Here is a 20,744-nt window from a genome sequence, read left to right on the forward strand (position 1 = left end):
TCGTAAGCTTTCAAACGGATGCGGATTTTTTTGTTTGCCATCTTTTTCTCCTTTTCGTCTATTTAAGATAATAGGCTAGCTCCACAAGAAAACCGACAGGTGATTGCGTGGCAATGCAACCGAGCGTGTCGCAACCTCTTGCATCAAAGCTACACACTGTATTTTTACAGCACCATAGTATCTTAACACAAAGAACCAGTCATTGCAAGGGATTTGAGTAATTTTTTAAAGATTTTTAGGATATTTTTTTATGAATGTGTTTTCTAAACAATTTATAAGTCTTGTAAATCATTATAGAGAAGAAAATTTAGACTTTTAACCTATTTATTCGAGTTTGTATTCAGAAAATACAAAATCTCACTGACGCACATCAGTGAGATTAGAAACGAAAATTTACTCTTAGCTACTTTGTTTTATAGCAAAGGGCTGTCCTTCTCGATGAGAAAGCTGTTGCCCAACTGGCAGATGACAAGGTCTGCAGCCGCTAGATAGGGCTGATAAAAGTGCCTATATTGCTCTCGTCGAGCCAGATGCGTCTGCTCTATCCACTCTGGCCTGCGCTCTCGCACAGCCACATCTCTTGCCAAGCGTCGTTCTAACTCAGTCTGATCGTCCGTGTAAAAGCAAAGCGACAAATCAAACAAACTTTCAGGCAAAAAGGCAGCCGACATACCTTCTACTATCAGAATAGGCTTTTGGGCTGATAATCGCAAGCTAGGCGACCAAGCTGTGCCAATGGTCAGAATATCCAGACCAGACTGCAAGGCACAAATATCTCGCTCCAGACTCCCGAGTTCATGAACGGCTGGGAGGCAGGCTGTGACTTTTTGATGAGGAAAATCTTTGGAACTGAGCAAATCTCGATACTCTCCAGTAATTACATAAGGATCTGTTTCCAACAGATTGGCTCGGTCCTCACCCAAGGCTAGCTGGAGTTTTCGAGCAAAAGTTGACTTCCCCGAAGCACCGTGACCGTAAATACGCAGGGTATGGTTTTGGTCGCCTGACAGATACGCTGTCAATCTTTTCAGCAATTTCTCTTCATCAGACATGGCTTCTCCTTTCAAATGGAGATTCTTAGAAATTTCGGCTGGATTTATTGTAGCCGTAGCGCTCAATAAAGTCTTCGCGGAATTCCAGCAGGTTGTCATCCATGATAGCTTGGCGGACTTTCTTCATAAGGTTTACCAAGAAGTAGAGATTATGATAGCTGGTCAGGCGGATGCCAAAGGTCTCGTCCGCTTTAAGCAAGTGGCGGATATAGGCCCTCGTATAGTTGCTGCAAGTGTAGCAGTCACAGTCATGGTCCAGCGGCGTGGAATCTTCCTCAAACTGGGCATTTTTAACAACCAGACGTCCTTCGCTGGTCATACAGGTACCGTTTCGGGCAATCCGGGTCGGCAGGACGCAGTCAAACATATCCACACCACGGATAACCCCGTCAATCAAGCTATCTGGCGCTCCAACTCCCATGAGATAGCGAGGCTTGTTTTCAGGCAGCATAGGAGTTGTGAAGTCCAGCACGGCATTCATCTCTTCGTGAGACTCACCAACTGCCAGTCCTCCGATTGAGTAGCCTGGGAAATCCATGCTGACCAAGTCTTGAGCAGACTGGCGGCGCAAATCTTCAAATCCAGCACCCTGAACAATACCAAAGAGACCTTGGTCGTGTGGACGGCTGTGGGCCTTGAGTCCACGCTCTGCCCAACGGCTAGTCCGCTCAATGGACTTCTTAACATAATCATAGGGCTGGTAGAACTGCGGGCATTCATCAAAGGACATCATAATGTCACTGCCTAGATTGTTCTGGATGGAGATGGCCTTTTCTGGCGACAGGAACATCTTGGAACCATTGAGGTGGTTCTTGAAAGTTACCCCTTCTTCTGTGATATTACGGCTGTCAGCTAGAGAATAGACCTGAAAACCTCCACTATCCGTCAGAATAGGTTGGTTCCAGTTCATGAACTTGTGCAGGCCACCTGCACGGGCAATCAGCTCATCGCCTGGCCGCAGCCAGAGGTGGTAAGTATTGGACAAGATAATCCCTGAACCCATTTGCTTGAGCTCTTCTGGTGACTGGGTCTTGACCGTCGCTTGAGTGCCAACCGGCATAAACATAGGCGTCGGGAAAGTCCCGTGAGGCGTGATAATCTCTCCCAAACGAGCACCTGTGTGCTTTTCTTTTTTAATCAAACGATACTGAATCGGTGATGTTGACATGTTTCCTCCTGCTGGGAAAAACAGTCCCAGCGATTTTTCTTCTATATGATGAGCAACAATAGCTCACAAGATACCGTATGATTTTACCAAAAAAACTTCTATCTGTCACGGGGTATGATATAATGTAACAGACAAATCCAAATGGAGGAATTATGAATCTAAGTCACATCAGAGCTCAGGCTCGTACCGTCCGCAGCCAAACGAGAGGGATTTTTCTTTTGTTTGCGGCCCCAACTCTTGTCAGCATCCTCAGCATCTTACTTTCCCTTAATGACAATCTAAGAGATTCCATTCCCAGCCTAACTTTTAGCCAGTCCATCTATCTTCTCATTAGCAAAAATCTTTTCCCAACAACCATCCAGTTTATCTTGACTTTGCTACTGCTCTCTGCCAGCTACACCATGATGAAGGTTCTTCGTAAGACAAAGGATGATGTCAACTTTTCAGATATTGGCCAGCTTTTTACCAGCAAGACTTTCACACCTGTCTTTAAGACGGTTTTGCTCAAACAGCTGCTGATTTTTCTTTGGAATATTCCTATGTTCTGCGGGAGTCTTCTAGCAATATTTAATGCTTATAAAATCCTCTCTATTTCGGAAAAAATCCCAGCCAATACGGTGGTGACGGCTCAAAGTGCTGCAGGCCAGCAGATTCTTCAATACACCCCTGGTATGTTACTGGGAACCCTCTTGATATTCACTGGCTTAGGTATTGCCATCCCTCAGTACTATGCCTATGCTCAAGCAGAGTTCATCCTCTATGACCAGCTTGAGGCTGGGAGTTACCAGGGAGCTTTCTATGCTATCCGTCAAAGCCGGAAGCTAATGAAAGGCTATAAAGGAAAGCTTTTTATGCTTAATCTGAGCTTCATCGGCTGGAATTTATTGGCCAGATTAACTTACGGCTTGCTGAATTTTATAGTTCTCCCTTATACAGCGACTGCTTACATTCTCTTTTACGAGGAATTGAAAAAAGAAAAAGCAATCTCAAAAGAAAATAACCCACAGGCATAGGACTCGAAAAATCACTGTAATTGGCGAAATTAAAAACTTATTGACAAAAGCAATATCTGATAGGACAACTGACGGTTGTAGATTGATTCAGATTGAAGATATTCTACATATTTCGATTATTTAGGGATAGATACAAAAAGCACCTAATACACAATAGGTGCTACTATTATAATCTAGTAATAATTTGTGACTTTATAGATTCTCAATAGATTTTATCTCTTTTATAACCAATCGATCTTCAAGCTGTAATTTTGTTAATAAATTTCTGCCATGATTTTGGTTGGTAAAAGTTGAACCATATTCTTCGATTAAGTTAACAACTTTCTTTACTTGCTCTTTGTAAAGGAAATCTTTATCTGCTCCTTTATATGTAGACCAGAAGAAAATTAATTTTGTGGTCCCGTGATATAAATCTACTGTATCGAAAATAGACTGAAAATACGCATAATCTGCAGCACCTAATCCGTGGCCATAAAATTTAACAATCTTAATCCTAGGAGTAATATTAAAAGAAGAAGTTGTATCGTTTTCTAGAATACGATAAGATTTTGAAAATTTGATAGGTGGTGTATCGAAATGACTATTCAATTTGTCATAGTCAATGCCGAAAATCAAATTATTAGAATCTAAGTCACCATGAATATTTCTTATATATGAGCTATGAGAAATATCATAATTATCGTGAAAAGGGTTAGTATAGTTGAATGAAAGGATATAATTGGAAATAAAAAAACTAGATTTGGTATCTTTTATAAAATCCAAGTTAATTTTCGTTTGAAAATTTGAGTAAGTACGCTTCCAAAAATTATAGAAAACTTCTAAATCTGGGATATGATCCTCTTCCTCGTCGTCTGCTTCTTGATTTAAAATTAGTGGTTTAAATTGAGAAGATACCGGTACTGAACTGTTTATGAGGTACGAAATTAAACAACTTGTTTTCCAAAAATAGTTTTGAAGTCGGTGCTTAACTTGTGAATTCGAGTCAATTTCCAAATAACAATCGCGATATGCAGAATTAATTTGTTCTTCAAGAAAATTTTTAAAGTCTGCTTCTAATTTTGTAAGTTCATTTTTTACAAATTGATGTACATCCTCAATAGAAGAGATAAAATCATATGCATCTAATAAAAGAATAGAAGCAGTAAAAACAATGGAATGAAAATTTAAATTTTCGTATTTTAAATTTGTGCTGAGTGGATTATAAATTTTATTATGTAAATCAGTCGCTCTAGAAACTTCACTTACTAATTGATCTATATCATTACTATCCTTGTGTCTTATCATATGAAAATCAGCTAATATGGATTCATCATTTTCAATTTCTTTCTTTACATCTTGAAGTATGTTAAAATCAAATAAAAACTCTAGAATCTGAAGTTCCATAAGAATTCTCGATTCTATATCGGTCCAATTATTATCCTTATTGCTATTGTCTCTATTAGAATAATTAAAAACTTTATACCAATAATTTTTTTGAAGAGATTTTTTGCTAAAAATATAATCAAAAAAATCTGAATAAGATGATTTCAATCCGCAAGCAAGATCAAATCCATTGCCAAGGACAATAAGCTGTTCTAAATACTCATTTTCCCCTGCTAAAGCTTTTAATAATTGCATTTCCTTATTAGAATTATTCATTTAAGTCACTTTCTGGTATACTGTACATTGAACTTTTTATATGTTCTTATTTTTCTTCTATTATGCTCTATTATAAATAGTTTTATTTGAACTCCTTGTCCTAAGCTTGTGAGTTGTTTTTTTATTTACTATTATATTTCTGTCTTGTCAAGGGCAGAGCAGATTTTGTCAAAGGCTGCCTCTAGTGAATCCTCATCTGTGAAAAAGGCTTCCTCTTCCCAACCCAAGAAGTCTCTGTCTTTCCACCAGCGCTTCATGTCGGCTGGGGTAAATTCTTCTTGTTTAGCTCTAGTCTGATGGCGGCGGACTGTTTCTTCAAAGGATAGGTCATAGTAGTAAGCAAAGACCTGCGGAGCGAAGAGTTTTTTCAACCGCTCTAGCATCTGTCCGTAAATGTCTGTCTCATAAAACCCTTCTACCAAGACCAGTAAATCGTGGTCATAACCAAAACGAGCCAGTGTCTCCGTCAGGTCAATAGACAAATTTCCAGGCTCGACTTTTTCCTTGAGCATGTCTCGTCTAACAGTATCCTGCGCAATCAAGAGAGTCCCTCGGCCGTAGTGAGTCTGCAGTTTCCCGGCGAGACTAGACTTTCCAGAGCCGGAATTTCCACGAATGATGACTATTATTCGCCCAGAATCAAGCGAGTATGCTCGCGTTTAATACAGCGGTCCATGACAATATCATCCCGACCGGCTGCCCGCAAAATCTGCTCAGCCTCCTCACTCTCCAAGCCCAACTGAACCCAGAAAATCTTGGCATCCGACTGCAGAAAATCCAGTGCCACATCTGGCAAAAACTCACTGCGACGGTATACATCGACAATATCCACCGGGAAAGGAATATCTTTGAGACTGGCATAAACAGTCTCACCAAAAATCTGACTGCCTGCTGCCCGCGGATTGACAGGGATAATGCGATAGCCTCGCTCCTGCATCTCCTTGGACACACGGTTGCTGGTCGTTTCTTCGCGGTCAGACAGTCCGACAACAGCAATCACCTTGCTGTTGTTCAAATAATGCTTGACGATTGCATCACTGGGATTTTGAAAATGATATGTCATAGGCTTCCTCCTCATTCATAATAAAGTTGGATAGTTTTGTAGTATTCATGTTTTAACAGAATCTAGTCTAAGTACCGTGTGAAAAAGACAAGCTTCCTCGCAGTCATCGAACGCTGTGTCAGCTTTCTATTTTCACTTTGTGTTTTACGCCCTTGATATCTTAAACTGAACACGAGCTAAAACCTTGGAAAATAGATAATCCGTTCTAGGATCATGACTCCTTCGTCCGGATTCCTAATTTTCAGTCGGTTTTGGCGCTCTTTGTATCTTATCTTACTTCGCCTCGTACCAAGTTTGGCCGGCATTTTCATCAGCCACTAGTGGAACGGCCAGCTTAATCGCAGCCTCCATGGTTTCTTTGACTAGCTGGCGGACGGCTGTTAGCTCGTCAGCTGGCACTTCTAGCACGATTTCATCGTGAACCTGCAAGAGCATGCGAGACTTGAAATTTTTCTCTGTCAGAGCTCGATCCAGATTAATCATAGCGACTTTGAGAATGTCTGCGGCGGAGCCCTGGATCGGGCTGTTAATAGCTGTGCGCTCCGCAAAATTTCGGATGTTAAAGTTGCGGGAATTGATGTCCGGCAAGGAGCGGCGGCGATGATAAATGGTCTCTACATAGCCTTTATCACGCGCTTCGCGAACGATGGTTTCCATATAATTCTTGATACCAGGGAAACGCTCAAAATAGGTCTCAATGTAGTCCTTGGCAGCCTTGCGGGAAATTCCCAAATTATTGGCCAGTCCGAAGTCGGAAATTCCATAAACTACTCCGAAGTTGACAGCCTTGGCATTGCGACGGTCATTAGGTGTCACATCCTCTGCCTTTTCAATACCAAAGACCCGCATGGCTGTAGCCGTGTGAATATCTTCTCCATGCTGAAAGGCAGCAATCAGATGCTCGTCCTGCGAAATATGAGCCAGCACCCGCAGCTCAATCTGGGAATAATCCGAACTGAGAAGCACACTGTCTGCCCACTCTGGCACAAAGGCCTTGCGAATGAGGCGCCCCTGCTCCAAACGAACGGGGATATTCTGCAGGTTTGGGTCAACCGAGGACAGGCGGCCAGTCTGAGTCAAATCCTGAACATAGCGAGTGTGAATCTTACCGTCAGCCGCTATCGCCTCCTGCAGGCCGATGATATAAGTGGACTGAAGCTTGCTGATTTGACGATATTCCAGAATCTTAGACACAATCGGTGCTATCGGTGCTAAACGCTCCAGTACATCCACCGCTGTCGAGTAGCCCGTCTTGGTCTTTTTGGTGTACTCCAGCGGCAGCCCCATATCCTCAAAGAGAATAGTTCCCAGCTGTTTCGGTGAGTTAATATTAAACTCCTGACCAGCCAGATCATAAATCTCCTGAGTCAGACTTCCCAGCGTCTTTTCATTTTCCGCCTGCATGCCCTGCAGGGTTTCCCGCTCAACCTTGATCCCCGCAATCTCCATCTTGGCTAGGACAAAGGCCAGCGGCTGCTCCATTTCAAGCAACAAATCCAGCTGATCGTGGGCGCGAAGCTGTTCTTGCATTGGCTCTTCTGTTTCCAGCAGTACCTGAACCTTACGAGCTAGATGCTCAAAGAGCTGCTCTTGCTCCGGCAGAGCACGCTTGGCCCCCTTGCCATAAACCTCATCATCCGTCGGCAGGATTGTTTGGCCGTAGAGCCGGGCAATAGTCGCCAGCTCATTATCCTCTACCGTCGAAAGCAGATACTTGGCTAGGCGCGCATCAAAGGCTGCTACTGGCAGTTCGATACCATAATGACTGAGCAATACCTTGGCCCGCTTGAGGTCGTAGGTTTTCAGAGCTGTTTTTGTCAAAAACTCCTGAAAGAGAGGTTGCTGTAGTAAATCGCTGGAGCCGACATAAATCTGACGGCTATCGCCCCAGGCAAGGCCGACAATCTCTTCCTTGTGGTAGTTGTCACCCAAGATTTCAAAATAGAAGAACTGCTCTGGTGCCAGCATATCTGCTGTCACCTCAGTCACTTTGGTAAATTCAATTGGTTTGACTTCTACCGGATCTTGACCAGTTCCTAGCTGAGCCTTGAGCTGCTTGAAGCCCATCTCGTCATAGAACTTGCTCAGGGTCTCTATCTGAGGACCCTTATAAACCAAATCATCCAGTCCGATTTCAATCGGAGCCTGAGTATTGATAGTAGCTAGAGTTTTAGATAAAAAGGCCTTGTCCTTGTCATTGATCAGATTTTCCTTCATCTTGGAAGCCTTGAGCTGGTCAATGTTTTCATAGAGATTTTCCAAAGAACCATACTCCAAGAGGAGCTTGAGACCAGTCTTCTCACCAATCTTGGTCACGCCGGGGATATTATCCGACTGATCGCCCATCAGCGCCTTAAGGTCAATGAACTGCTCTGGCGTGATGCCCATCTTTTCCATGAGGTAGGCTGGGGTAAATTCCTCAAACTCAGCCACGCCTTTCTTGGAAATCTCCACCACAGTATTATCATCCGTCAGCTGAATCAAGTCTTTATCGCCGCTGACAATGGTCACATCGTAAGGCACAGCTGTCTTTTCAGCCATCTTGTCCAAGGTCCCGATAATGTCATCCGCCTCATACTGAGCTAAGTCATAGAAGTGAATGCCTAGGTGCTTCAGCATTTCTCGGATAAAGGGCAGCTGTTCACGAAATTCATCCGGTGTCTTGGCCCGACCTGCCTTATAGTCGGCGTACATCTCGGTCCGGAAGGTCGTCTTGCCAGCATCAAAAGCTACTAGGACATGAGTCGGCTGCACGCGCTCCAAGAGATGATTGAGCATGAGGTGGAAGCCATAAATGGCATTGGTATGCAGGCCCGATGGACTCTTGAAACGGTCAATTTGATTATAAAGCGCAAAAAAAGCGCGAAAAGCAACGGACGAACCGTCGATTAATAATAACTTATTCTTATTTTCCATAGGTTTATTATAACACGAAAGGCGGACAAAGACAGAAAAGGCGGCGTGGAAAATAGGTAGAAAATGAATTGAGATTTAAATTTTGCTATAATCATTTTATGAACAACACCTACTATTTTATCCGTCATGCGCATTCTAACTATACACCTGATGAAATCAACCGACCATTATCAGACAAAGGGCGAGAATCCTTGGCACAGCTTGAATTTTTAGCAGACAAACCCATTACCGCCATTTATTCCAGTCCTTACCGAAGAGCCATCCAAACGGTTGAGCCTTTGGCTCAGAGTCTGAAGCTCGCTATTCAAACCGACAAACGACTAATAGAGCGAAAGCTAAGCAGTCAAGCAATTGCTGACCAAGATTTTGAACAATGCCTCATGCAACTTTGGTCACAGTCGACATTTTCACTTGTCGGTGGCGAGTCTAATCAACAAGCTCAACAGCGAGCCTTAGCTCTGCTTCATGAACTGGAAAGCAAGCATCAAGACGAAGAGATTATTATTAGCTCTCATGGTAACCTTATCTGCATTTTACTAAGTACGTTTGACTCCAACATTGATTATAACTTCTGGCGCAACCTAAGCATGCCAAATGTGCTAGTTTTAGGTAAAAACGAAAAAATCACTCACCTCCCATAAAAGATGGTATCGCCTAGCAAGGCTCGGCTAAATCTTATCGCTCTTATGTGTTATAATAATAAAAACTGGAGGTAAAAGATGTTTCCAATCCGTATTACAACTCTTATGACTGAAGAAGTTTATAAAAGATTTTCATGGGCTATTCTCGTGCGACGAAAAGGATTTGTATTATACATAATCATACTGATAATCGGGCTGTTCACCTACGTAATGCTCGGCCCATTAGAGGAAAAGATAATATCTATCATATTGGCTCCCCCCATTTTCGCCTCTATGTACTATTTTGGCATGAATTATAAGATAAAGAGGGCTTATCAAAAAAATCCTTTATTTCAGAACATGGAGGTCACTCTGATATTTGACAGAGAGGCTTTTGTAGCTCAGAGTAAACGCGGAGAATTTCGCTATACCTATGATGATATTGTCAAGATCATTATGACAAAGCAAGATTTTTATATCTTAATAGGGGAGAGCACTGGTTTCGCAATTGAAAAAGAAAACTGTTCTCCCGAGGCTCTTGAGTTCTTGCTAGAACTTCACATTGAGCATATGTAAAAGAAAAAGCAGGCTAGACTGACAGTAGATCAGTTCTAGTCTGCTTTTTATCTTGTAAATAGTTGCTTGATATCCACCAACTTCTCTATTTTCTGATTGATTTCCGGTCGGTAGTCACAGAAGTTAATGCTCTGGATGCCACTGTTGACTGCAACATCCACGTCCAGCGTCCGATCGCCGATATAGTAGGTCTTCTGCTTATCCAGACCATATTTCTCGAGCAGATAGTCAACCCCTTCTGGGTGGGGCTTGCGCTCAAAGCCGTTGGCTGTTGTGATGATTTCTGTAAAATAGTCATGAATGTCCAAGTCTTGCAAAATTTGATGGGCATTGATTCCTTTATGGGTATAGACGAACTGGGCAATGCCCTGCTCTTCAGCCCAGGCCAGTATCTCCGCAGCTCCTTCCATCAGATGGACCTGAGCATTTTTCTCCTTTAGGCTTGCCCCACGGAAGGCATTCATCTCAGCAGCGTCCAGCCCTTTCTCAGATGCCACTTTTTCCAAGAGTTTCTGGACAGAGTGCTTTAGGATATAGCTGTGAATACTCGCCCTGTCGAAGTCTAGACCATAGTGAGCATAGGTTTCTTCAATTCCTGCCAAAATAGCATCGTAGGAGTCCAGCAAGGTGCCGTCCAAATCCCAAATAAACGCTTTTGTCATGTGAATTCCCTCATTTTTCTGTCAAATAAAACCTTTAAAAATAGCCAGCGGAAGCCATTGTCCAAGAGCATCCCAGTCCAGACCCCTGGCAGACCCAAGCCAAAGGTCACACCCAGCAAGTAACCGGCAATAATGCGAATCAGCCACATGCCAACAGTCGTGGCATAAAAGGGCAGTCTGGAATTGCCCAGACCCTGCCAGATAGCTGTGTAAATCACGGTTCCGACTGCCATGGGAGTTCCCAGCAGGGAGAAAAGCATGACTGAAAGACTGGCTGTGATAGCTCCGCTATTGTCCGTATAGAGCAAGGTCAGTGGCCGACCAAAAACGAAAATTCCTAGAGCCACGGGCAGCATGCAAGCAAAAGACAGCCAGAAGGTCCGCTGACGAATCAGACCGACCTCTTTCATATCTCCCTCACCTACTGCATGGCCTACCAGCATGACTGTTGCTGTTGCGACCCCAAAGATTGGCATATAGTTAAACTGAGTCAGGACTTCACCGATGGCATTCCCCGCTACTGCGTCTGTCCCAAAGACGACCACAATGGCGATAATAACTACATCACCTGCCCGCATCATGAGCCGCTCTCCAGCAGCTGGCAGAGACAGGCGCAAGAGCTCTCCATCTAAGCCCCAGCGCCAGCGAATTGTGGACAAATCCAGCTCCCGCCAGAGAATCAGCACACCGACCAAACGAGCCAGCACCGTCCCCAACGCTACACCGATAATACCAAGCCGAAAGACGTAAATCCCCAGACCGGAAAAGAGAGCATTGAGGACATTGGTCAGAAGACTGACATACATGGGAAATCTAGGATTGCGCGTAACCCGCACTAGAGCCCCAAAGGAAGTCATCAAGCCAAGCAGAACAATAGTCCCACCAACCAGAGCCAGATATAGACCGCCTGCTTCAGCCACCGCCTTTTCCGTCCCCAGAAGGTCCAGCATCTGCCTGCCAAAGAGTAGGGAAACGAGGCCTAGCAGAAGACTCAGAAGCAGCGTCAGCTTGATAGCCTCAGCTGTATGATAGGCCAGACGCTCCTTGTCCCCCTGAGCCAGAGTCTTGGAGATGAGACTGGAAATAGCAGCCCCCAGCGCGATAAAGATCGCCTGATAAATCGTAATGATGTTGCCGGCCACCGAGACACCAGAGATTGCAATCAGCCCAAGACTGGCCACCAGATAGCTGTCGACCATTCCCATGAGCATCTGCAAAAAATTCTCCGCCATAGCCGGCAAGGCGATATTCATGATTTTTTTATAAGTCGTCATTGTCTGAAAATCTCCTGCATTTGTATATCCTTTCTTACTTAAGATTTCCACCCTCCATCATAGAGAATAGAAAGCGGTGGGACTATTGTCCTACCGCATATGAATCTCCTATCACAAAAGCTCGTTTTAAGCACAAACTCCCACACTATACTACTTCGCATTCCCAAGCTTAATGAATATCTTCACTCCTCAACAAAGAGTCCCAAGATATGGACATTATCTGCGACGGAAACGAAGGCAGCTGGATCTGTATGTTTCATGATTTGCTTGAATTCATTAAACTCAGCTCGGGTGATAACCGTCACCAGAACAGCTTTTTTCTCATGATTATAAGTTCCCTCAGCGCCATGGATTACTGTCGCCCCACGATGCAGCTTGTTGTGAATCTTATCAATCACCTTGTCCGGATGGCTGGTGATAATCATAGCCTGCATGCGTTTCTGCTTGGTAAAGACCGCATCCGTCACTCGGCTAGACACAAAAATAGTAATCATGGAGTACAGCGCATACTCCCAGCCAAAGGTCAGACCCGCAATCAGCATAATAATTCCATTAACAATCAAGGAAATATTCCCGACATTCCTGCCCGTTTTTTTTCGAACAGTCAGACTGACAATATCAGTTCCACCGCTCGAAATGCTGGACTTAAGGGCAAAGCCAATCCCCGTTCCCATGACCACACCGCCGAAAAGGGCGTTGATAATAGGATTATCAGTCAAGGTCACTTCTGGCACAAACTGGATAAAAAGTGAGCTCATGGTAACCGTGATAAAGGTGAAAATGGTAAACTTATGCCCAATCTGGTACCAGGCCAGGATCATCAGCGGAATATTGATGGCGTAAAAAGTCACAGAAACCGGAATGGTAAAACCTAAGAAACGAGTACTGAGGGCAGTAATGACCTGCGCCAGACCAGTCGCCCCGCTGGAATAAACATGCCCCGGCTGAAAGAAGAAATTAACTGCGACAGCTGACAAAAAGCCATAGACAAGCGAGGCGGAAATCTTCTCATCGTACTTCTCACGTGAGATACTCTTTAAAGACCGCAAAATCTTAAAATTATAAGCAAACCTGCGGACATAATAGCGAAAGAGTTTGTAAAAATTAGTCTTCTTCATGTGCTTCCACTTGTAAACTTAATTCCTCTAGTTGAGCTACCGACACTGGACTAGGTGCCTGTGTCATTGGATCAGAAGCCTTATTATTTTTCGGAAAGGCGATGACTTCGCGGATATTTTCTTCACCAGCCAAGAGCATCACAAAGCGGTCCAAGCCCAGAGCCAAGCCACCATGCGGTGGAAAACCATAGTCCATAGCCTCCAAAAGGAAGCCAAACTGCTCAGCAGCTTCTTGAGCTGAGAAGCCAAGTGCCTTGAACATCCGCTCCTGCAAGTCTTTCTGGTTGATCCGAAGACTGCCGCCGCCCAGTTCATAGCCATTGAGGACGATATCATAGGCCACAGCCCGCACCTTGCTCAGGTCGCCTTCCAGCTCTTGCTCAGAATCTTTCTGAGGCAGGGTAAAAGGATGGTGGGCACTCATGTAGCGCCCCTCTTCTTCTGACCATTCAAACATGGGCCAGTCCACCACCCAAAGGTAGTTAAATGTATCTTGGTCAATCAAGTCCAGCTCTTTGGCCAAGCGTACACGAAGAGCTCCCAAAGCAGCGTTTGCCACTTCCAAAGTATCAGCCACAAAGAGAATTAGGTCATTATTTTCAAGCTGTAAAGCCTCTGTCAATTGACTTGTCAAGTCTGTCAAGAACTTAGCAACTGGACCAGTCAGCTCACCATCAGCCACTTTCACCCAAGCAAGACCCTTAGCACCATGCTGTTTCGCTTGCTCTGTCAGCTTATCGATATCCTTACGAGAGTATTTATCTGCAGCATTTTTCACCACGATTGCCTTGACAGCTGGAGCTTCTGAAAAGACCTTGAAGTCAACTCCCTTGACAAGCTCTGTCAAGTCCTGCAACAACATCTCAAAACGAGTATCAGGCTTATCAACCCCATAAAGAGCCATGGCATCATCATACTTCATACGAGGGAAAGGCAGAGAAACCTCAATACCTTTGGTCTCCTTCATAACACGAGCAATCAAGCCCTCTGTAATGTCCTGAATCTCCTGATCAGACAAGAAAGAAGTCTCCAAGTCCACCTGAGTAAACTCTGGCTGACGGTCACCACGCAAGTCCTCGTCACGGAAGCATTTAACAATCTGGTAATAACGGTCAAAACCAGCGTTCATCAAGAGCTGCTTGGTAATCTGCGGACTTTGTGGCAGAGCGTAAAAATGCCCCTGATGAACCCGGCTAGGCACTAAGTAATCACGCGCTCCTTCCGGCGTTGACTTAGATAGGAAAGGTGTTTCCACATCAAGAAACTCCAACTCATCTAGATAATTGCGGATAGAGTGAGTGACCTTGGCACGGAGCTTGAAGTTTTCCAGCATCTCTGGCCGGCGCAAGTCCAGATAACGGTAGCGCAACCGCGTATCGTCATTCACCTCGATGCCGTCTTTGATTTCAAAAGGCGTCGTCTTGGCTGTATTTAAGACAGTCAGGCTTTCCACATGTAGCTCCACGCTTCCTGTCGCCAGCTTGTCATTGGCCTGCTCACGCGCAGCCACCTTACCTGTCACTTCCAGCACATACTCACTGCGCAGGCTTTCTGCTGTCGTCATGATCTCTGCAGCCACTGTCTCAGGATTGATGACTAGCTGCATAATGCCTTCGCGGTCGCGCAAATCAATGAAAATCAGACCGCCCAAATCCCGACGGCGGGCTACCCAGCCCTTTAAAGTGATTTCCTGACCAACATGCTCCTTGCGAACACGCCCAGCATACATAGAACGTTTCATCTTTACTCTCCAAATTTTTAATTCTGTTACTATTTTACCACAAAGCGCCTAAGAAAGCCCTTCTATCCATTCTTTTTCTGAAAAATATTAAAGCTTCACATGACTAATGCTGACAGTTGTGACAAAAGGCCTGAGGCAAAGACCCCAGACCCACTGTCTACTCTATAGATTATTCCTTTTTCTTGCGATCCTCATAGAGACTAGGCGCAAATGCTTTTGTCACCATGGCCGTCACGAAGCGAAAAACTCCCGCTGCCAGACCAAAAATCGGCGCCAAAGCACGGAAGAAAAAATCCCCCCGCATAAAATAACAAAGCAGCCCTGTAATCACAAAGATAGCCAAGCCCTGTACCACAACCACCAATAATATTTTCTTCATCATTCCCTCAACTTTCTATAGACTATTATAGCATAAGCCATCTGGGTTTCTATAAACAAATTTGTTTATAGAAACCTAAAAATAGATCTAACATCAGAGCTGGATTCAAAAAGCTAAGGAGAATCCTTAGCTAAATAAATTAAATCTTTGATTTATCAGATGATGAAGATGAACTTGAGTCAGATTTTGACCCAGAATCAGTTGTTTTATTACCTTTACGTGTTTCAGCATCATTAGACGAATACTCATTCACAAAAATAGATTTCCGTAATTCAAGGAAGCTCTCATCAGTAAGAATGTAGCGACCTTCCTTTGTTTTAGTTAACTCCATTGTAAACTCACGAGGTTCAATGTAACCAAAGTCCTCATTCATACGATCAAAGGCATAGTAGAAAAGGAAGTTATTAAGTAGAGCTAGACGTTTTTCAAGATCTGGATTAGTCGAATCTTCCAACTCTTTTACATCTTCAATTCCATTTTCAAAGAGACTCGCTTTAGCAAGATTAATCACATTTGCCAAATCACGAGTTGCAATAGCACGAGACTTAAATGTTACTGTTGCAGTCTCTTCATCATCCTCAACACCAGTAATCTCGAAGTCATCCCCAATAGTTGCCAAGACTTTAAAGCGAGCCTGATCAAACAACTCTAATGTTTTTGATGGAGTAAATGATTCAGTCTTTAAATCAATAGTATAATCTTCTTCTGGCGTATATTTGGATATGTTTTCGTCTACGTAGGCTTGAGAAATTCCTTTCTTCCATTTGTCAACAGAAGTCCCCATTAAGGTTGTAAAACCTGAAGAATGATCTGTAAAGACTGCTCGCAGAATGATATCGGCATCTTTCTCAATTCGCTTTTCATTCGTTTCTTTCTCAGATGAGGATGAAGATGATTGCTCTGTCTTCATATCTTCTGATTTTTTCTTCTCTGACTTTGGTAGCATTGAGCAAGCTCCAAGCAAAAGAACACAGGCAGGCAATACACCAAATTTAAGGATTTTTCTCATTGTTTCTCCTTTTAAATTAATAGAATATGACTATTATACCAAAATATTATCCACTTGTTGCTTTATATCATATCCCTGTGACAAAACTGTAACATTCTCTTTGTAAAACAAAATTATATACTTTGCTTAAAACCCCAATTTTTCAAAAATACGCTGATAGTTTTCTTGGATTTGGTCTAGGCTAACAGTAATCTCCTCACGATTATAATTGTTCTTAACAGTCACCTGACCGCTCTCCACTTCGCTTTCACCCAAGGTGATAAGAGTTTTGGCTTTAAAGATATCAGCCGACTTAAACTGAGCCTTGAGCTTGCGGTCTAGATAATCTCTTTCTGCCGCAAATCCTTGTGCGCGGAGAGCCTGCACTAACTCCAAAGCTCTGCCATTGGCACCAGCTCCTAAAACAGCTACATAAACATCCAGAGCGGTTTCAATCGGCAGCTCTACTCCTTGCTTGTCAAGTACGAGAAGTAGGCGTTCTAAGCCCATACCAAAGCCAACACCTGGCGTTTCAGGGCCACCAAAGTAAGCCACCAGCCCATCATAACGGCCGCCAGCACAAATAGTCAGCTGACTGCCAGCCACCTCTGTCGTAAATTCGAAAATTGTGTGATTGTAGTAGTCCAAGCCACGGACCATGTTGGTATTGATAATATAAGGAATCTGCAAGGTCTCCAGCATGGAGCGAACGGCCGCAAAGTAAGTACTACTCTCCTCATCCAGATAGTCCAGAATAGACGGTGCACCTTCTACTGCCGCCTTGTCTTCGGGTTCCTTAGAATCCAGCACACGCAGCGGATTCTCCTCCAAGCGACGTTGGCTATCTGCTGAGAGACTAGCCTTCAGTGGAGTCAGATAATCAATCAAGGCCTGACGGTAAGCAGCTCTGCTCTCAGGATTCCCCAGCGAGTTAAGCTCCAAGCTGACATTGGTAATGCCGATATCCTTGAAAAATTGAGCTGCCATAGCAATCATTTCCACATCTGTAGCAGGGTTGCTAGAGCCAAAACACTCTGCTCCAATCTGGTGAAATTCCCGCAGACGGCCAGCCTGAGGCCGCTCATAGCGGAACATAGAGCCCATATAGTAGACTTTGACAGGCTTTTGCACTTCAGGAGCAAAAAGCTTATTCTCCACATAAGAACGCACCACGGGTGCTGTTCCCTCTGGACGCAGAGTAATATGGCGGTCGCCCTTGTCATAGAAGTCATACATTTCCTTGGTCACAATGTCTGTCGTATCCCCGACCGAGCGGCTGATGACCTCATAGTGCTCAAAAATCGGCGTGCGGATTTCGCCGTAATTGTATTTTTTAAATGTCTTGCGGGCAAAGTCTTCTACATACTGCCACTTGGCTGATTCTTGAGGAAGAATGTCCTGAGTTCCTTTAGGTTTTTGTAATTTCATCTTCTGACCTCCGCCTTCTTTAGTACTTATATTCTATCATAAGTCCCCCATTTTGAGGAGTCCGAAAGGGATTTTTCGTTTGGCAGAACTAAATCCGTTTTCATGTTCCAAAATAGCTTGAAAAAAAGTCTGAATTGTGAGAAAATAAAAACAATTCAAGTCAGATAGAAGGGGATAGCCATGAGAGACGATATCAAAATCAATGACCGAGCAGCTGCAATTCAGGATAAATTGGTGGAGAAGCTCGAGCGTATTTACGATCCGGATGTAGAGCTGGATGTCTATAACTTAGGGCTGATTTATGAAATTAACTTAGACGAAAATGCCCACTGCAAGGTTGTTATGACCTTTACTGATACAGCCTGTGACTGTGCTGAGAGTCTGCCCATCGCCATTATGGACTCTCTTAAAAAAATAGATGAGATTGAAAGTGCCTCTGTCGAGGTTACTTGGTCTCCTGCTTGGAAAATCACCCGTATCAGCCGCTTCGGTCGCATTGCCTTGGGAATCAGTCCTAGATAAGAAGATGATTCGTTTATCAGCATTTAAAACAAAAACACCAAACCCGCTAGAAAAACTAGCGGGTTCTTTTTTTTCATATATAGGCTATTTCTTGCCGGTTTCTTCTGGTTTCCAGAAGTCAGTAACAGCACCTTTAGCGGCAGAGGATACCATGTGAGCATATTTACCAAGTACCCCGCGACTATAAAGCGGTGGAATAGTCGTTTCTGCCTGACGTTTCGCCAGCTCTTGGTCAGAGACAGCCATGGTAATTTCCTTGGTATCTTGGTCAACCGTGACCATATCGCCTGTACGGAGATAGGCAATCGGGCCACCATCCTGGGCTTCTGGAGCAATGTGTCCGACAACCAAGCCGTAAGTACCACCTGAGAAGCGACCGTCTGTTAGAAGGGCTACCTTGTCTCCTTGACCTTTCCCTACGATGATAGAAGAAAGTGACAGCATTTCTGGCATACCAGGGCCACCCTTTGGTCCAACGTAACGAACTACAACCACATCGCCATCGACTACTTCATCGGCCAGTACCGCATCAATAGCAGCTTCTTCTGAGTCAAAGACCTTAGCCGGTCCCACGTGACGGCGTACTTTAACACCAGAAACCTTAGCAACAGCACCATCTGGAGCCAGATTACCATGCAAGATGATAAGCGGACCGTCTGCACGTTTTGGATTTTCAAGCGGCATAATGACCTTTTGACCTGGTGTCAGATCAGCAAATTCCTCCAGGTTTTCCGCTACCGTCTTACCTGTACAAGTAATGCGGTCACCATGCAGGAAGCCGTTCGCCAATAGATACTTCATCACAGCCGGCACTCCACCAACCTCATAAAGGTCTTGGAAGACATACTGACCGGACGGTTTCAAGTCAGCCAAATGCGGTACCTTCTCTTGAATGACATTAAAGTCATCAAGCGTCAGCTCAACATTGGCCGCATGCGCCATGGCCAGCAAGTGCAGAGTAGCATTGGTAGAACCGCCTAGAGCCATGGTCACTGTGATTGCATCTTCAAAGGCTTCACGTGTCAAGATATCAGACGGCTTCAGCCCCATTTTCAGCATTTTCACGACGGCACGGCCAGCTGCTTCGATATCCTCTTGCTTGTCTTTAGACTCAGCAGGGTGAGAAGAAGAACCTGGCAGGCTCATGCCCAGAACTTCAATAGCCGTCGCCATAGTATTGGCCGTATACATACCGCCACAGCCACCAGGGCCAGGGCAGGCATTACACTCAATGCGCCGCACTTCCTCAGCTGTCAAGTCACCATGATTCCATTTTCCGATTCCTTCAAAGACTGAAACCAAGTCAATATCCTTGCCGTCCAGATTCCCCGGTGCAATTGTTCCGCCGTAGGCAAAGACAGCAGGAATATCCATATTAGCAATGGCAATCATGGAGCCTGGCATATTTTTATCACAGCCCCCGATAGCTACAAAGGCATCCACGTTATGCCCACCCATTGCAGCCTCGATGGAGTCTGCGATGATGTCGCGTGAGGTCAGAGAGAAGCGCATCCCTGGCGTCCCCATGGCAATCCCGTCCGCAACCGTAATAGTCCCGTACTGAACAGGCCAAGCGCCCTCTGCTTTAATGCCTTCCTTGGCCAGCTTGCCCAAGTCATGCAAATGGATGTTACAAGGTGTATTTTCCGCCCAAGTGGAAATCACCCCAACAATAGGCGTTTCAAAATCTTTATCAGTCATCCCCGTCGCGCGAAGCATGGCACGGTTAGGAGATTTAACCATACTGTCATAAATCTTACTTCTGTGACGAATGTCCTTATCTGTCATATCTTTCCCTTTCATTGCTGTAATCTTTGTGCTTTATTATACCACACTTAGGCTGCATTTTACAGAGGAAAATTTTTAAATTTTCAGAAGATTGGGAAAATATAGAGGTGGATTTGAAACTTTTGCCTATCAAGCAAAAAGAAGACAACTAGAAGCTCAGGGGTGTTTCAAAAAGAAGAAAAAAATCTGTCAAGTAACTTTACTTTACAAAAAAGTTTTGTTATACTGTTAAAGTTGATGAAAATCATCAAATTGAATCGAATTCACAATCTAAAAGGAGAAACAAACAATGGCAGTACCTGCACGTCGCACTTCCAAAGCGAAGAAAAACAAACGCCGCACTCACTACAAAGTGACAGCTCCAACTGTAACTTTTGACGAAACTACTGGTGATTACTCACGCTCTCACCGTGTATCCCTTAAAGGATACTACAAGGGCCGTAAGATTGCCAAAGCTGCTGCAGAAGAATAATAGAAGGGAGCTACCATGCGCGTAAATATCACACTTGAACACAAAGAATCTGGTGAACGCTTGTACCTTACTTCTAAAAACAAACGCAACACACCAGACCGTCTTCAATTGAAGAAATACTCACCAAAACTTCGCAAGCACGTTGTGTTTACAGAAGTGAAGTAAGCATTCAATACGAATCAATACAGAAGAAAAACGCTGATTTCAAGCGTTTTTTCTTTTTGCCAAATGCGATATATTGCACTGTATTTCAATTCAAACTCTACCTTTTTCTCTACCTTTTTTAGATAAATATATCATCTGGATATTGAAGTTAAGCCCTGCTA

At 44.1% G+C, this 20,744-nt stretch carries 20 protein-coding genes and 1 pseudogene; 6 read left to right on the forward strand and 15 right to left on the reverse strand.

The features are described 5' to 3' along the window. Window positions 1–413: 413 nt before the first annotated feature. Both RWX26_RS10920 and tgt read right to left on the reverse strand, forming a co-directional pair. Entirely contained in the window at window positions 414–1,052 is a 639-nt protein-coding gene (locus RWX26_RS10920; protein WP_314581689.1) for a phosphoribulokinase, read from the reverse strand. Between the two features lie 25 nt (window positions 1,053–1,077). Further along, window positions 1,078–2,220: a tRNA guanosine(34) transglycosylase Tgt gene (gene tgt, locus RWX26_RS10925; protein ID WP_314581692.1), complete on the reverse strand. Its 1,143-nt coding sequence runs from the start codon at window positions 2,218–2,220 to the stop codon at window positions 1,078–1,080. 152 nt (window positions 2,221–2,372) lie between these two features. Between tgt and RWX26_RS10930 the strand changes: the two genes are divergently transcribed. After that, window positions 2,373–3,233 carry a DUF975 family protein gene (locus RWX26_RS10930; protein WP_314581695.1) on the forward strand — a complete coding sequence of 287 codons (861 nt, stop codon included), beginning with the start codon at window positions 2,373–2,375 and terminating at the stop codon, window positions 3,231–3,233. Between the two features lie 192 nt (window positions 3,234–3,425). Here the strand turns inward: RWX26_RS10930 and RWX26_RS10935 are convergent, their stop codons facing one another. The 4 genes from RWX26_RS10935 to polA all read right to left on the reverse strand — a co-directional run bounded on the left by RWX26_RS10935 (window position 3,426) and on the right by polA (window position 8,850). Then, a complete protein-coding gene (locus RWX26_RS10935) occupies window positions 3,426–4,871 on the reverse strand; it encodes an AbiH family protein (protein ID WP_314581698.1) in 1,446 nt (481 codons plus the stop codon). Between the two features lie 131 nt (window positions 4,872–5,002). Then, window positions 5,003–5,500: a kinase gene (locus tag RWX26_RS10940; RefSeq protein WP_314581743.1), complete on the reverse strand. Its 498-nt coding sequence runs from the start codon at window positions 5,498–5,500 to the stop codon at window positions 5,003–5,005. Beyond that, entirely contained in the window at window positions 5,497–5,934 is a 438-nt protein-coding gene (locus RWX26_RS10945; protein ID WP_314581700.1) for a CoA-binding protein, read from the reverse strand. The genes RWX26_RS10940 and RWX26_RS10945 overlap by 4 nt, the downstream gene beginning before the upstream one ends. A gap of 273 nt (window positions 5,935–6,207) precedes the next feature. After that, window positions 6,208–8,850 carry a DNA polymerase I gene (polA, locus tag RWX26_RS10950; protein ID WP_314581703.1) on the reverse strand — a complete coding sequence of 881 codons (2,643 nt, stop codon included), beginning with the start codon at window positions 8,848–8,850 and terminating at the stop codon, window positions 6,208–6,210. Between the two features lie 98 nt (window positions 8,851–8,948). On the opposite strand from polA, the gene RWX26_RS10955 reads away from it, so the two are divergent. Both RWX26_RS10955 and RWX26_RS10960 read left to right on the forward strand, forming a co-directional pair. Then, window positions 8,949–9,491 (forward strand): histidine phosphatase family protein, encoded by a 543-nt coding sequence (locus RWX26_RS10955; RefSeq protein WP_314581746.1) that lies wholly within the window; start codon window positions 8,949–8,951, stop codon window positions 9,489–9,491. Between the two features lie 78 nt (window positions 9,492–9,569). Then, the gene (locus tag RWX26_RS10960; protein ID WP_314581706.1) at window positions 9,570–10,046 is read left to right on the forward strand and encodes a YcxB family protein; all 477 of its coding nucleotides are present in this window, start codon (window positions 9,570–9,572) and stop codon (window positions 10,044–10,046) included. Between the two features lie 47 nt (window positions 10,047–10,093). Here RWX26_RS10960 and RWX26_RS10965 read toward each other — a convergent pair whose 3' ends face one another. The 7 genes from RWX26_RS10965 to hisS all read right to left on the reverse strand — a co-directional run bounded on the left by RWX26_RS10965 (window position 10,094) and on the right by hisS (window position 17,636). After that, complete coding sequence (locus RWX26_RS10965; protein ID WP_125407890.1) at window positions 10,094–10,708, reverse strand: HAD-IA family hydrolase; 615 nt, start codon at window positions 10,706–10,708, stop codon at window positions 10,094–10,096. Beyond that, window positions 10,705–11,982: an MATE family efflux transporter gene (locus RWX26_RS10970; RefSeq protein WP_314581711.1), complete on the reverse strand. Its 1,278-nt coding sequence runs from the start codon at window positions 11,980–11,982 to the stop codon at window positions 10,705–10,707. The genes RWX26_RS10965 and RWX26_RS10970 overlap by 4 nt, the downstream gene beginning before the upstream one ends. Before the next feature lie 182 nt (window positions 11,983–12,164). Beyond that, on the reverse strand, window positions 12,165–13,100 hold the full coding sequence (locus RWX26_RS10975) for a YitT family protein (RefSeq protein WP_314581714.1): 936 nt from the start codon (window positions 13,098–13,100) through the stop codon (window positions 12,165–12,167). Further along, window positions 13,087–14,841, reverse strand: coding sequence for an aspartate--tRNA ligase (gene aspS, locus RWX26_RS10980; RefSeq protein ID WP_314581716.1), 1,755 nt, complete (start codon window positions 14,839–14,841; stop codon window positions 13,087–13,089). Before aspS ends, RWX26_RS10975 begins: the two co-directional genes overlap by 14 nt. Window positions 14,842–15,010: 169 nt before the next feature. Then, window positions 15,011–15,223, reverse strand: a complete 213-nt coding sequence (locus RWX26_RS10985) for a hypothetical protein (protein WP_125332153.1) — start codon at window positions 15,221–15,223, stop codon at window positions 15,011–15,013. Between the two features lie 136 nt (window positions 15,224–15,359). Beyond that, window positions 15,360–16,229 carry a hypothetical protein gene (locus RWX26_RS10990; protein ID WP_314581720.1) on the reverse strand — a complete coding sequence of 290 codons (870 nt, stop codon included), beginning with the start codon at window positions 16,227–16,229 and terminating at the stop codon, window positions 15,360–15,362. A gap of 126 nt (window positions 16,230–16,355) precedes the next feature. Next, window positions 16,356–17,636, reverse strand: coding sequence for a histidine--tRNA ligase (hisS, locus tag RWX26_RS10995; protein ID WP_314581723.1), 1,281 nt, complete (start codon window positions 17,634–17,636; stop codon window positions 16,356–16,358). Window positions 17,637–17,816: 180 nt separating this feature from the next. On the opposite strand from hisS, the gene RWX26_RS11000 reads away from it, so the two are divergent. After that, complete coding sequence (locus RWX26_RS11000) at window positions 17,817–18,158, forward strand: metal-sulfur cluster assembly factor (protein WP_125445902.1); 342 nt, start codon at window positions 17,817–17,819, stop codon at window positions 18,156–18,158. Between the two features lie 84 nt (window positions 18,159–18,242). On the opposite strand, the gene ilvD is transcribed toward RWX26_RS11000, so the two are convergent. Continuing rightward, window positions 18,243–19,946, reverse strand: a complete 1,704-nt coding sequence (gene ilvD / locus RWX26_RS11005; protein ID WP_314581728.1) for a dihydroxy-acid dehydratase — start codon at window positions 19,944–19,946, stop codon at window positions 18,243–18,245. Between the two features lie 289 nt (window positions 19,947–20,235). Between ilvD and rpmF the strand changes: the two genes are divergently transcribed. Both rpmF and rpmG read left to right on the forward strand, forming a co-directional pair. Next, on the forward strand, window positions 20,236–20,418 hold the full coding sequence (gene rpmF, locus RWX26_RS11010) for a 50S ribosomal protein L32 (protein ID WP_002907528.1): 183 nt from the start codon (window positions 20,236–20,238) through the stop codon (window positions 20,416–20,418). Window positions 20,419–20,433: 15 nt separating this feature from the next. Continuing rightward, complete coding sequence (gene rpmG / locus RWX26_RS11015) at window positions 20,434–20,583, forward strand: 50S ribosomal protein L33 (protein ID WP_001265622.1); 150 nt, start codon at window positions 20,434–20,436, stop codon at window positions 20,581–20,583. A 90-nt stretch (window positions 20,584–20,673) separates the two neighbouring features. On the opposite strand, the pseudogene RWX26_RS11020 reads toward rpmG, so the two are convergent. Further along, window positions 20,674–20,744, reverse strand: a pseudogene (locus RWX26_RS11020) (FanG protein); the annotation flags it as partial.

Origin of the sequence: uncultured Streptococcus sp. (assembly GCF_963536705.1) — a bacterium.
Taxonomy (GTDB): domain Bacteria; phylum Bacillota; class Bacilli; order Lactobacillales; family Streptococcaceae; genus Streptococcus.

What these genes read in the sequence shown, in the direction of transcription:
- RWX26_RS10920 (WP_314581689.1), bottom strand. Translation starts at nt 1,052, where the DNA reads ATGTCTGATGAAGAGAAATTGCTGAAAAGATTGACAGCGTATCTGTCA.
- tgt (WP_314581692.1), bottom strand. Translation starts at nt 2,220, where the DNA reads ATGTCAACATCACCGATTCAGTATCGTTTGATTAAAAAAGAAAAGCAC.
- RWX26_RS10930 (WP_314581695.1), top strand. Translation starts at nt 2,373, where the DNA reads ATGAATCTAAGTCACATCAGAGCTCAGGCTCGTACCGTCCGCAGCCAA.
- RWX26_RS10935 (WP_314581698.1), bottom strand. Translation starts at nt 4,871, where the DNA reads ATGAATAATTCTAATAAGGAAATGCAATTATTAAAAGCTTTAGCAGGG.
- RWX26_RS10945 (WP_314581700.1), bottom strand. Translation starts at nt 5,934, where the DNA reads ATGACATATCATTTTCAAAATCCCAGTGATGCAATCGTCAAGCATTAT.
- polA (WP_314581703.1), bottom strand. Translation starts at nt 8,850, where the DNA reads ATGGAAAATAAGAATAAGTTATTATTAATCGACGGTTCGTCCGTTGCT.
- RWX26_RS10955 (WP_314581746.1), top strand. Translation starts at nt 8,949, where the DNA reads ATGAACAACACCTACTATTTTATCCGTCATGCGCATTCTAACTATACA.
- RWX26_RS10960 (WP_314581706.1), top strand. Translation starts at nt 9,570, where the DNA reads ATGTTTCCAATCCGTATTACAACTCTTATGACTGAAGAAGTTTATAAA.
- RWX26_RS10965 (WP_125407890.1), bottom strand. Translation starts at nt 10,708, where the DNA reads ATGACAAAAGCGTTTATTTGGGATTTGGACGGCACCTTGCTGGACTCC.
- RWX26_RS10970 (WP_314581711.1), bottom strand. Translation starts at nt 11,982, where the DNA reads ATGACGACTTATAAAAAAATCATGAATATCGCCTTGCCGGCTATGGCG.
- RWX26_RS10975 (WP_314581714.1), bottom strand. Translation starts at nt 13,100, where the DNA reads ATGAAGAAGACTAATTTTTACAAACTCTTTCGCTATTATGTCCGCAGG.
- aspS (WP_314581716.1), bottom strand. Translation starts at nt 14,841, where the DNA reads ATGAAACGTTCTATGTATGCTGGGCGTGTTCGCAAGGAGCATGTTGGT.
- RWX26_RS10985 (WP_125332153.1), bottom strand. Translation starts at nt 15,223, where the DNA reads ATGATGAAGAAAATATTATTGGTGGTTGTGGTACAGGGCTTGGCTATC.
- RWX26_RS10990 (WP_314581720.1), bottom strand. Translation starts at nt 16,229, where the DNA reads ATGAGAAAAATCCTTAAATTTGGTGTATTGCCTGCCTGTGTTCTTTTG.
- hisS (WP_314581723.1), bottom strand. Translation starts at nt 17,636, where the DNA reads ATGAAATTACAAAAACCTAAAGGAACTCAGGACATTCTTCCTCAAGAA.
- RWX26_RS11000 (WP_125445902.1), top strand. Translation starts at nt 17,817, where the DNA reads ATGAGAGACGATATCAAAATCAATGACCGAGCAGCTGCAATTCAGGAT.
- ilvD (WP_314581728.1), bottom strand. Translation starts at nt 19,946, where the DNA reads ATGACAGATAAGGACATTCGTCACAGAAGTAAGATTTATGACAGTATG.
- rpmF (WP_002907528.1), top strand. Translation starts at nt 20,236, where the DNA reads ATGGCAGTACCTGCACGTCGCACTTCCAAAGCGAAGAAAAACAAACGC.
- rpmG (WP_001265622.1), top strand. Translation starts at nt 20,434, where the DNA reads ATGCGCGTAAATATCACACTTGAACACAAAGAATCTGGTGAACGCTTG.